We start from the raw sequence: 10,963 nt of genomic DNA on the forward strand, positions 1-10,963 counted from the left end.
TTTACTCGTTTATAGTGACATAGTCACCGTAACTTGCAGCGATAGTTTGTAAAGATACGATCATCGCTTCAAGGATAAGTTGCGCTTTTTGCATATTATCTTCATTTAAATCAATCGGTAATTGATACTTCAAGAAACCTTTCTTTTCATCAATTACTGTATTTAATTCGGAATCTATACGGCAAATTGCTTCCAAAGCATTTACAGTTCCTACTGAAACTGCTGATATACCGGCACAAACAATGTCAGTCCCAGCATCAGAAAAAAATGCATGTCCACTTATTTTAAAGGAACCTATACGTCCATCTTTTAAACGTTCAATTGTTATTTTAGTCATTACTTAAAATTAAGCGTTGATTTTTTCGATAACAACTTTAGTGTAAGGTTGACGATGACCTTGCTTACGACGGTAGTTCTTTTTAGATTTGTATTTGAATACAAGAATCTTTTTAGCTTTACCGTTCTTTTCAACTTTTGCAGTTACAGTAGCTCCTTCAACAGTTGGGCTACCAACTTTGATGTTTTCGCCACCTACGAATAAAACTTTGTCGAATGTTACAGTTTCACCTGCGTTAGTATCAAGTTTCTCGATGTAGATTGCTTGACCTTCTTCAACTTTGATTTGTTTACCACCAGTTTCAATAATTGCGTACATAATTGCACCTCCTCAATAGTCTAAGACTCGCCACCAATAGGCATGCTAAAAATAGCAATTTAATACCTATTATGCGCGGTTGTAGCACGGGTGCGCTACAAACAATAACATTATGATGTTACCACGGGGCATGTCGAATGTCAACAACTACTTCAGTTAATGGCTGTTTCTAAATAGCTTGTTATTTCCTTAGTCGTACCAGTTCTAACTATATTATAAAATGGTATTTTTGAAGATATAATTTTCAAACAGATTTTTATAAACATTGCTTTTTCTAGTCTTTGTATATGATTATTCTGATCTCCATTTAACGCTTTTGCGACATCCTCACTACATTCAATAAGTAAAGCCTCGATATCACGACTTGTTGAGAGCTCCCAAAGCGCTCTTTCTAGCTCAAAAACTGTCTGAACCGTGTTTTTTACAAGCCCACTACCATTACACTCAGGGCATTTTTGATGTGTTGCTTCAATATGTGAATGAGCTGTTCTTTTGCGTGTAAGTTCAAATAAACCAAGGTCAGAAAATCCAAATAGCTTTGTATAAGCTCGATCATTTTTAAAGGCTTCCCTTAATAAATCGCCTATACTTTTTTGCTGTTCAATGGACTTCATATTTATAAAATCAATAATAATCATTCCACCAATATCACGAAGTCTTAATTGGCGAACAATCTCATTTGCAGCTAATTGATTTGTATGATATACAGTCTCTTCACGATTATTTTTCCCGCTAAATTTACCTGTATTTACATCGATCACTGTCATAGCTTCAGTTTGCTCGATTAGTAGAAATGAACCATTTTTTAACCATACAATTTGTTTAAAAGATTTCTCTATTTGTTCTTCAATTTTCAATGCCACAAAAATATTTTCATTACCTCTATAACTAATTATTTGAAGATCTTCAGGCAAATAATTTTTATAAGCAGGTAAATCATCAATGATTAATTCACTGATTGTATCTTTAGGATGTAATTTAAAAAACTTAGTAAACAAGGAATTCGCTTCCCATAAACAATTGATTTTTTTAAAGCTTTGATTTTTTAATGAATCATAAAATGTTTGAAAGCCTTTTAACTCATTTAAAATCACATCTGATTCAGCATTTTCACATGAAGATCTGAAAATTAGCCCCTCATTATCACGAGTGTAATCTCGACCTAATGAGTATAATTTATTTCGTTTCGATTCTTTTTTTATTTTATTTGAGACAGCAACTTGTTTTGTAAGAGGGAAATATACAACGTAATCACCAGAGAACTCAAGATTATTTGTAAGCTTTGGACCTTTCTCATCAAACGCATCCTTTATTACTTGAACCAAAATATATTGTCCTTTTTGGAACTTTTTTCTTATTAATTCGTCTTTATTGATTTCAGATTCTTTCCCTTCGATTGTATCTTCGAATCTCATGAAGCCATTTTTATTTAAGCCAATATTTACAAAAATTGCATTTAATTTCGGCATTACTTCTTGGATTTGTCCTACATATATATTCCCTACATATGTATTTTGGTCTGCAGAAGAAAACCATTCAACTAGCTGGTCATTTTCAGTTACAGCAATTCTTTTCTCTGAATGTTTTACATTCATAATTACTTTCTTCAAATTCATCTTCCTAACTATGTTTAGTATCTATCACATTTTATTCATTTAATTAGAAAAAAGCCAGTTAAGATAATCTAATTAGTTAGTCTACTCACATGAATATTAGAAATTGAATATTATGTTAAGATTTCACTTACATTCTTCTTTAAAGAGACGTTATTTTCTCCTTTTCTTTTCCTGTATTACCCTTTCTTTTACTTAATCCTGATTTAGATAGGAGCGATTATATGGATATAATTCTATCAATTCTTATACCAACCGTCCCCGAAAGAATGGGGTATTTAAATAATATTATTAATGATTTAGATAAACAGAGTAAAACATATCCAGTTGAAATATTAGTACTTTTAGAAAATAAAAAAAGAAGCATTGGTGAAAAAAGAAATGTTCTAATTGAGCAAGCAAAAGGAGATTATGTAGTTTTTATAGATGACGATGATCGGATAGAACCAAATTATATCGAATTATTATGCTCAGCAATCAATGAAACGCCAAATGTTGACTGTATTGTATTTGACGTTTTAGTAAATTTTAATAACCAATACTCTAAAGTTTGTAAATATGGGAAAGAGTTTGCACATGGGGAAGATGAAAATTATTATTATCGAAAACCAAATCATTTAATGTGCTATTCAAAAAAAATTGCCTCGACACATAAATTTCTTAATATCAGTTTTGGAGAAGACGATGAATGGGGCAGACGAGTTTCAAACGATATAAAAATTCAAAAAAGGATCCCTTCTATATTGTATTACTATGACTATATTCCAAAAGACTCCTCGTGGTATGTATAGTAAGAATTGAATAAAATTAATTAAAAAATGGCCTCACCTAGAGACCATCTTTTTTTGTTTGCTATTGGACTAACTCATTTAATTTACAACACTATAAAGATGGCTTCATATCAAGCCACCTCAGTTTATAGAAAATGTATAAAATAAATGAAATCTAACTAATTAATTCTTCAAGCGAATAGGTTGCTTTCTTCTCAGTGAAGTAAGCATGTAATAATTCATTTTCATCTAACATTTGTTGATTTTTTTTATCAAGAGAAAAGACGACGTTGTATTTATATCCTTTTTGAAAGTTGGAAAAAACTTGAAATAATTTTGTTTCTTTATTCAAGGAGATCGATTTGATTTTTTGGATATATTGTTTGTTTCCATAAAACCGTTCCATTAAAAATCGGATAACAACAAAATGCCTATTTTTCCACTCACTCCATAAGGAAACGATTAAAAATAATAGACAAACCCAAATTGTAATATTCATAGGCTGTATTATGATTGTAAGAAATGAGGATAACAATAAAAATACAAATGATGAGTACAAGCTATATATATGAGCTCTAACGAACGGAAAAATCAATGAAAATAACTGATAGATTAATTTCCCACCGTCTAATGGCCATATTGGTAATAAATTAAAACAAAGGATACTAAGATTGTAATTGATAAAAAGCGTATAGAGGTTTTCAGGCATTAAATTCATTTGAAATAGGAAGTTAGCGATTATATATAAAGTTAAATGTTGAATGGGGCCAGAGATTGTAACAATAAACTCCTCGTAGGTTGGTCGATTTCCATGTTCATCAAGATCTACAACTCCCCCAAACGGAAGTAGCGTAATTTTATTTATTCTCCAATTAAATGAAGTAGCAGCAATGGCGTGACCTAATTCGTGGCAGAAAATTATAATTGATACAAACAATACTGACCAAAAATTAGCTGTCATAATACCAATACATGCAATTAATAAATACAGTGGATGAACTGAAATTTTAGAAGGAAGAGTTAGCCATTTATTCAAATGGAATCACCTGTTTCGGATCGATAAATTTTTCCCCCATTTTAATTGCGAAATAATAAGTACCTAAATTCCCTTCATCATTGGATGATACCGTCCCGATAACCTTTTTACTATCCACTTCGTCATAAACTTTTACGTTAGTTGTTCCTAATTTTCCGTACCAAGATTCTGAACCATCAGCGTGTTGAATAATGACCGTATTCCCTAAATTATCTTTCTTTCCTACAAAAAGTACTCGACCTTTTTTGATTGACTCTACTTTTTGGTTAGCTTCAGTTTGAATCAATATCCCTTGGCCGTCCGTTTTAAAACTTTGCAGTACTTTACCACTTGCAGGAACAGCATAATTATCATTTCCAACATTCTCTTTTTGATCATTTAATTGTGGTAAAAAAGCAATAGGACTTCCAAATCGATCTTCATACCATTTCTGTAATGAAGCAAACTGAAATTCACTTTCATAAACTTGTGAAAGACCATGCCGAACTTGAGATGCCATAGGTGAGTTACTTTTTAAGATGATGGCTAAAGCTAGTACAATAATCGCGCATAATAAACTTCTAAACACAAAGTTAGAGTTATTCATTATTTTCTTACCTTGCTCTTCTACCAAATCATCGTAAGTATAAGTGTATCCGCCCTCAGTGTTTTGCACTTCTTTTACCGGAAATTTGCTCATTAATTGATTCGGATTTCCCCATTTTTCTTCTTGTTCACGCCGTTTAGCGATCCGCTTTCTTATATCATCTACGCGCTTACTCAAAGTGTCACCTCTCCTCGGAACCTAGTTAGTTAATTTATATGAATCAAAAGGACAACTTATGAGTAGATAATTTGAAAAGTGGACAAAGGTATTAGACAGGATTTTGGAAGTGATTTAAGAGGAAATTTGAAAAATAGAAAAAGAAAAACACTTCGCTTTTTACGAAGTGTTATCGGATACCAAATAATTTTTTCACTTTAAAGAAAATACTCTTTTCAGTTTCTAATGATTGTAATGGTACAGATTCCCCTAGCACTCTTCTTGCAATATTTCTATATGCAATAGAAGCTTTTGAATTTGGATTCATCGCTACAGGTTCACCACTATTAGTTGCCTTAATAACGTTTTCATCATCTTGGACAATACCAATTAAATCTATAGCTAACATTGAAGTAATTTCATCAACATCTAAGCTATCTCTATTTTCCATCATATGACTTCTAATACGATTGATTACTAGTTTAGGAGGCTCAATATCCTCTTGATCTAATAATCCAATAATACGATCTGCATCACGAATTGAAGAAACTTCAGGAGTTGTGACAACAATCGCTTTATCTGCACCTGCTACTGCATTTTTATATCCTTGCTCAATACCAGCAGGGCAGTCTATTAATATATAATCATAGTCTTTTTTTAATTCATCAACAAGCTCTCTCATTTGTTCAGGAGAAACAGCAGTTTTATCGCTTGTTTGTGCAGCAGGTAATAAATATAAGCATTCAAAACGCTTATCCTTTATTAATGCCTGATGCGTTTTACAGCGACCTTCAACAACGTCCACTAAATCATAGACGATGCGATTTTCTAATCCCATGACAACGTCTAAGTTACGTAGGCCGATATCAGTGTCAATTAAGCACACTTTTTTTCCAAACATCGCTAATGCTGTTCCTAAATTTGCTGATGTAGTTGTTTTACCAACTCCACCTTTACCAGATGTAATTACTATAGCCTCTCCCACAGTTACATCATGCCCCTTTCTAACCTTGTCAAACTAGGTCTAAGATGAGTCAGAAATTGTATGCGATCGACAATGATTTGGCTATCTTCGTTTATATACGCACATTCCATCTCATTGCCTTCATCACCATAATGATCCGGTGCTCTGTTCATTATGCTGCAAATTCTCAACTGCATTGGTCTCATTATTGATGCCGCAATAACTGCCTCCTTATTACCATTAAAACCGGCATGAGCAGTACCTCTTAGTGCACCCATAATAAAGATATTTCCACCCGCAATAACAGTTCCACCTGGGTTAACATCACCGATTAACAGTAAATCACCTTTCACTTGGAGAATCTGACCGGATCTTACCATTCTACAAATAGGTACAATTTCCTCCCTTTTCATCCATTCAATAGCTTCTTGCTTCGAAATCACATTACTTTCAATTGTTTCAACCACAAGATTATTCTTTTTACGAACAATTGAACGAATAATTTCATCTTGTTCGGGAGATAAAAAACGATTTCCTATTTTTAAACGAACTGCAAGTAAGGGACGATCATTACTCTCAAACAAGTGGGTAGACAGTCTTTCTTCAATTTCATCTACTAAAATTTGAAAAGAACATGTATCATCGAGGTGCAGTGTTAGACCATCTTTCGTTCCTTTTATTGTAACATATTGTTGCCTCTGTTCCATGATAAGTGTTCACCCCGATTGTATAATTCGACATGCACCCGAAAAACCCTTTATTTTTCCTCATTATTTTCACTAATCGTTCTTAATAATGATGAGAAAGGATATGCAAAAATTAATATAAATAGTGCATTCAGTAATAATGTCGGAAATAATCGATGATTCAAAAAGTATGTATTATTCATATTAGTAAATCCGAACAACGCATTTAATCCGTATACTAAATATTCTAAGGCTGCTGTCCATATTAAAACAAGAATACTTCGAACGAATAAATTCGCATAAAGTATTTTAATTGCTTGACTTATTAAAAAGATAAATAACGGAAAAGCAGCTAAATATATACCTATAATCTCTGTATAAACAATATCATAAATGAATCCAAAGATAACACCATAAATAAGTGCCTTCTTCGGATTGTAATATAATGTAATAAATAATAAACCAAAAAATAAAAAATGTGGAACAATTATCGCATTGTGACCAAGAATGTTTGGCGATACAGTTGATACATAAATATTTTCTAAAATAAACAGAAATGTTAAAAGGAGAGGTAAACCATACTTACTCATTTACTAATTACTCTCCTTTCTGTGGCTGATCAATTGAACGCTTAACAGCTAGTACATGATTTATGTCATTAAAATCTGCTTGCGGTTTAATATAAGCTGTTTGTGTTAGCCCATGTTCATCAGGAACAACTTCCTCAACTTTCCCTATCACTAGATTAGCTGGAAAAACACCACCAAGTCCTGAAGTCACAACTGTTTGTCCTTTTTTTACTTTTGCATTTGAAGGAATTCGTTTGAATAATAAAGCTTGTTTCTCAACATCATAACCCTCTATCAAACCAAAAACTGTATCTTTTTGCTGAATTTTAGCAGAAATTCGATTTGTACGATCTGAAGAACTTAATAATTGTACAGTTGATGAAAATTTAGAAACATTTTTAACTTTACCAATTAAGCCTTTAGAAGTGATAACTGCCATTTCTTTTTCAATTCCACTTATCGATCCTTTATCAATGGAAATGATTTGTTGCCATTTATCCGGATCTCTTATTGTAACTGTAGCTTGAAATGTATCATAATCACTTAAGCTTTTTTTGATTCCAATCATGTCTTTTAATTCTTTATTTTCTTTTTCTAATGCTTTCTCACGTACAGATAATTCAACATATTTATCGAGCTTACTTTTCAAAACTTGATTTTCATCATATGTATCCTTTAAGTCTGCCATATTATTAAATAAACCCGCAATAAGTTGTGCGGGCTTATTAAATACTTTTTCAGTCAAACTTACTGTATCTTTAATAAACTGCTCAGGAATTGAAAGGTTTCTATTACTTCTTAAAGAATAACCTAGTAGTGCCACTAGTAAGATAATAGCAGCTAAGACAATCATTAAACGTTTATTTTGAAAAAATTGTGGCATTCTTACACCCTCTTATAACAATTCAACTTTTTGTTCTAACGATTTCATGAATGTAATCCTCACTAATTGTAGTGAGGATTACAAATTTTAACTAATCTTCTTATTAAAGAACTTATTTAGTAGTCCATCCTTTTAGAAAACTAGCCAAATTTTTATATTACCAATCAACTTTTATCGATATGAAGTGCTTGAAGAAGAATAATTCTTTTTGAAAATATCGATATTATCTAATGCTTTACCTGTACCCATTGCAACACAGTCAAGAGGGTCTTCCGCAACTATTACAGGCATATTTGTTTCTTGAGCAATTACTTTATCAATATTACGAAGAAGTGCCCCACCACCAGTAAGAACGATTCCACGATCAATAATATCCGCTGCTAATTCAGGTGGTGTTTTTTCTAAAGTATTTTTAACAGATTCAACAATTGCTTCTACTGTGTCACTTAAAGCTACTGCAATTTCTTCTCCATGGATTGTAATTGTTTTAGGTAAACCTGAAATTAAATCACGACCACGAATATCCATTTGCTCATCTGAATCAGTTTTAATAGCTGAACCAATTTCAAGTTTTAACTGTTCGGCAGTACGTTCACCAATTGATAAGTTATAGTTCTTTTTAATATATTGGATAATCGCTTCGTCCATATCATCACCAGCAGTACGAATCGATTGGCTAGTAACGATACCACCTAATGAGATAATTGCAACCTCAGTTGTTCCTCCACCAATATCAACAACCATACTTCCAGTTGGTTCCATAACCGGTAAATTAGCACCAATTGCTGCAGCAAAAGGTTCTTCAATTAAGAATGCATCACGTGCACCAGCTTGTCTTGTTGCATCAATAACAGCTCTTTTTTCAACAGCAGTAATACCTGATGGCACACATACCATTACATAAGGTTTACGTGAGAAAAATCCGTTGCTCTTTTGAGCTTGATCAATATAGTGCTTCATCATTGTTGCTGTTGTTTCAAAGTCAGCAATAACCCCATCCTTCATTGGTCTAGTCGCAACAACGTTTCCTGGAGTACGACCAATCATAAGTTTTGCTGAACTCCCTACAGCAACAATTTGTTTCGTATCTGTTTTTAATGCCACAACAGAAGGTTCTCTAACTACTATTCCTTTTCCTTTTACAAAGACTAAAGTATTCGCAGTACCTAAGTCTATTCCTAAATCACGAGTAAATCCACCTAATCCAAACATATGTATCTTCCTTTCTAAAACGTACAACTTAAATTCATATTTAAAGTATCTATACTATATTCTCTTATCGTTAGTAAATAACAGGTTTTTATCCATAACTCACATTATAAAACAATTAGTTACTAATGAACACCCTTAAACGTAACCTTTTTCTTTTAAACTGACATACTTATGTTCACCAATTATGATATGGTCTAGTAATTCAATTCCAATTATTTTTCCACATTCAACTAATCGTTTTGTTACTTCGATATCTTCTCGACTTGGAGTTGGATCCCCACTTGGATGATTGTGTAAACAAATAATCGAGCTTGCAGATCTACGAAAAGCTTCTTTAAAAACTTCACGAGGATGGACGATCGAAGCATTTAAACTACCTTTAAAAATAGTTTCGCGGGCAATAACTTGATTTTTCGTATTTAAGTATAAACATACAAAATGCTCTTGTTCAAGAAATCGCATTTCATCCATCATAAATTCAGCACAATCATCTGGACTTTTAATCATAAATCTTTCGTCATATTGAAGACGGTTAATCCTTTTTCCTAATTCAAAGGTAGCAATTAACTGTACAGCTTTCGCTTCACCGATCCCTTTAATATTTGATATTTCTTCTACAGACGCATTCATTAATAATCTTAACCCATCAAATTTCAATAAAAGTTCGTTTGAAACTTTTAAAACCGATTCATTTTTTGTCCCAGTCCTTAATAAGATCGCAAGTAAATCCTGGTTAGACAAACTACTGGGACCAAATTTTAACAATCGCTCTCTTGGCCTTTCATCTTTCGGAAAATCTTTAATGAGAAGCGAATTTGACAAAGTATCACCTCAAATCAAAAGTTAAAAATTTAGTTCTCTTAGTTTTTTCTTAACTTTATTGATCGGAAGCCCAACAACTGAATAATAGTCGCCGTCTATTTTCTCTACAAATGTTCCGCCATATCCTTGTATGCCGTAAGAACCAGCTTTATCCATCGGTTCATTAGTATTGATATAATCAATTATTTCTTGATCACTTAGTTCACTAAAGGTAATTTTTGTACACTGATAAAAGCTACTACTTTTACCTTCATTAATAATTGAAACTCCAGTAAAAACCTCGTGTGTTTTTCCAGATAGCATTTTTAACATTGCAAATGCATCTTCTTTTGAGGTAGGCTTACCTAGTTTTTTATCATTATAAGTAACGATCGTATCAGCACCGATTACTACTGCATTTGGAAATTTATTAGATACATCTATAGCTTTTTCTTCCGCCAATTTCATTACAATCTCAGAAGACTGCAAGTTCTGCTCCATTACTTCTTCAACATCACTAGTTTCAATGATAAAAGGGATATTTAACATGCTAAGAAGTTCTTTTCTTCGAGGAGATGCAGAGGCTAATATAAGTTTTTTCATTTCATTCACCTATTATTTTTTTTTAAAAGGAAGGATACATGACTATCCTACCCAAGTAATCACTATAACACAAATTAGTAAAAAACACTTTTCGTTGTCTATTCGTTATTAAAATGTAATAAAAATGAAAGTTTTGTTAAGTATTAAAATACCCTAATAATAAAATTTCATTTTTAAATATTTTATGTCCAAACCCAGTCTTTTCGTAATAAAATTTGCTTAAAATTTGAATAGATATAAATTACACTAAGAAGTTTTTAATGATAAATATTAATTTCTTTCATTAGAACTGTAATAAAAAAACATAAACAAAAATATTTTGACAGTGTATTCACGCTGTTAAAATATAATCACGTCAATTAATTTCAAAATTTTCGTAAAAGGAGTTTAGTGAGGTTGATTTCCACTCCGGGGTGCTCGCTTTCCATG

The 10,963-nt window shown here is 32.2% G+C and carries 13 protein-coding genes and 1 other annotated feature; of the genes, 1 reads left to right on the plus strand and 12 read right to left on the minus strand.

From position 1 onward, the window contains the following. Position 1: 1 nt before the first annotated feature. From COI44_RS04525 to COI44_RS04535, 3 genes are all read right to left on the minus strand, one after another. Complete coding sequence (locus COI44_RS04525; protein ID WP_056472574.1) at positions 2-337, minus strand: ribosomal-processing cysteine protease Prp; 336 nt, start codon at positions 335-337, stop codon at positions 2-4. Positions 338-346: 9 nt separating this feature from the next. After that, positions 347-655, minus strand: coding sequence for a 50S ribosomal protein L21 (rplU, locus tag COI44_RS04530; protein ID WP_025672164.1), 309 nt, complete (start codon positions 653-655; stop codon positions 347-349). Positions 656-668: 13 nt separating this feature from the next. Next, positions 669-746: a sequence feature (ribosomal protein L21 leader region), on the minus strand. A 61-nt stretch (positions 747-807) separates the two neighbouring features. Next, positions 808-2,265: an Rne/Rng family ribonuclease gene (locus tag COI44_RS04535; protein WP_179887013.1), complete on the minus strand. Its 1,458-nt coding sequence runs from the start codon at positions 2,263-2,265 to the stop codon at positions 808-810. Between the two features lie 227 nt (positions 2,266-2,492). On the opposite strand from COI44_RS04535, the gene COI44_RS04540 reads away from it, so the two are divergent. Next, entirely contained in the window at positions 2,493-3,059 is a 567-nt protein-coding gene (locus tag COI44_RS04540; protein WP_098426872.1) for a glycosyltransferase family A protein, read from the plus strand. 154 nt (positions 3,060-3,213) lie between these two features. On the opposite strand, the gene COI44_RS04545 is transcribed toward COI44_RS04540, so the two are convergent. From COI44_RS04545 to COI44_RS04585, 9 genes are all read right to left on the minus strand, one after another. Beyond that, entirely contained in the window at positions 3,214-4,074 is an 861-nt protein-coding gene (locus COI44_RS04545; protein WP_098426873.1) for a site-2 protease family protein, read from the minus strand. Then, entirely contained in the window at positions 4,067-4,837 is a 771-nt protein-coding gene (locus tag COI44_RS04550; RefSeq protein WP_286163760.1) for a M23 family metallopeptidase, read from the minus strand. The genes COI44_RS04545 and COI44_RS04550 overlap by 8 nt, the downstream gene beginning before the upstream one ends. Positions 4,838-5,006: 169 nt before the next feature. Further along, the gene (minD, locus tag COI44_RS04555; RefSeq protein WP_098426874.1) at positions 5,007-5,801 is read right to left on the minus strand and encodes a septum site-determining protein MinD; all 795 of its coding nucleotides are present in this window, start codon (positions 5,799-5,801) and stop codon (positions 5,007-5,009) included. 2 nt (positions 5,802-5,803) lie between these two features. Beyond that, positions 5,804-6,490: a septum site-determining protein MinC gene (gene minC / locus COI44_RS04560; RefSeq protein ID WP_088014420.1), complete on the minus strand. Its 687-nt coding sequence runs from the start codon at positions 6,488-6,490 to the stop codon at positions 5,804-5,806. Between the two features lie 47 nt (positions 6,491-6,537). Continuing rightward, positions 6,538-7,056, minus strand: a complete 519-nt coding sequence (gene mreD, locus COI44_RS04565) for a rod shape-determining protein MreD (RefSeq protein WP_098426875.1) — start codon at positions 7,054-7,056, stop codon at positions 6,538-6,540. Between the two features lie 7 nt (positions 7,057-7,063). Continuing rightward, positions 7,064-7,918, minus strand: a complete 855-nt coding sequence (gene mreC, locus COI44_RS04570) for a rod shape-determining protein MreC (protein WP_098426876.1) — start codon at positions 7,916-7,918, stop codon at positions 7,064-7,066. Positions 7,919-8,089: 171 nt separating this feature from the next. After that, positions 8,090-9,130: a rod shape-determining protein gene (locus COI44_RS04575; RefSeq protein WP_098232706.1), complete on the minus strand. Its 1,041-nt coding sequence runs from the start codon at positions 9,128-9,130 to the stop codon at positions 8,090-8,092. Positions 9,131-9,265: 135 nt separating this feature from the next. After that, positions 9,266-9,952 carry a RadC family protein gene (gene radC, locus COI44_RS04580; RefSeq protein ID WP_098426877.1) on the minus strand — a complete coding sequence of 229 codons (687 nt, stop codon included), beginning with the start codon at positions 9,950-9,952 and terminating at the stop codon, positions 9,266-9,268. A 21-nt stretch (positions 9,953-9,973) separates the two neighbouring features. Next, positions 9,974-10,534 carry a Maf family protein gene (locus COI44_RS04585; protein ID WP_098426878.1) on the minus strand — a complete coding sequence of 187 codons (561 nt, stop codon included), beginning with the start codon at positions 10,532-10,534 and terminating at the stop codon, positions 9,974-9,976. Between the last annotated feature and the right edge of the window lie 429 nt (positions 10,535-10,963).

The organism is Bacillus sp. AFS088145, from assembly GCF_002564465.1.
Classification (GTDB): Bacteria; Bacillota; Bacilli; order Bacillales; family Bacillaceae_G; genus Gottfriedia.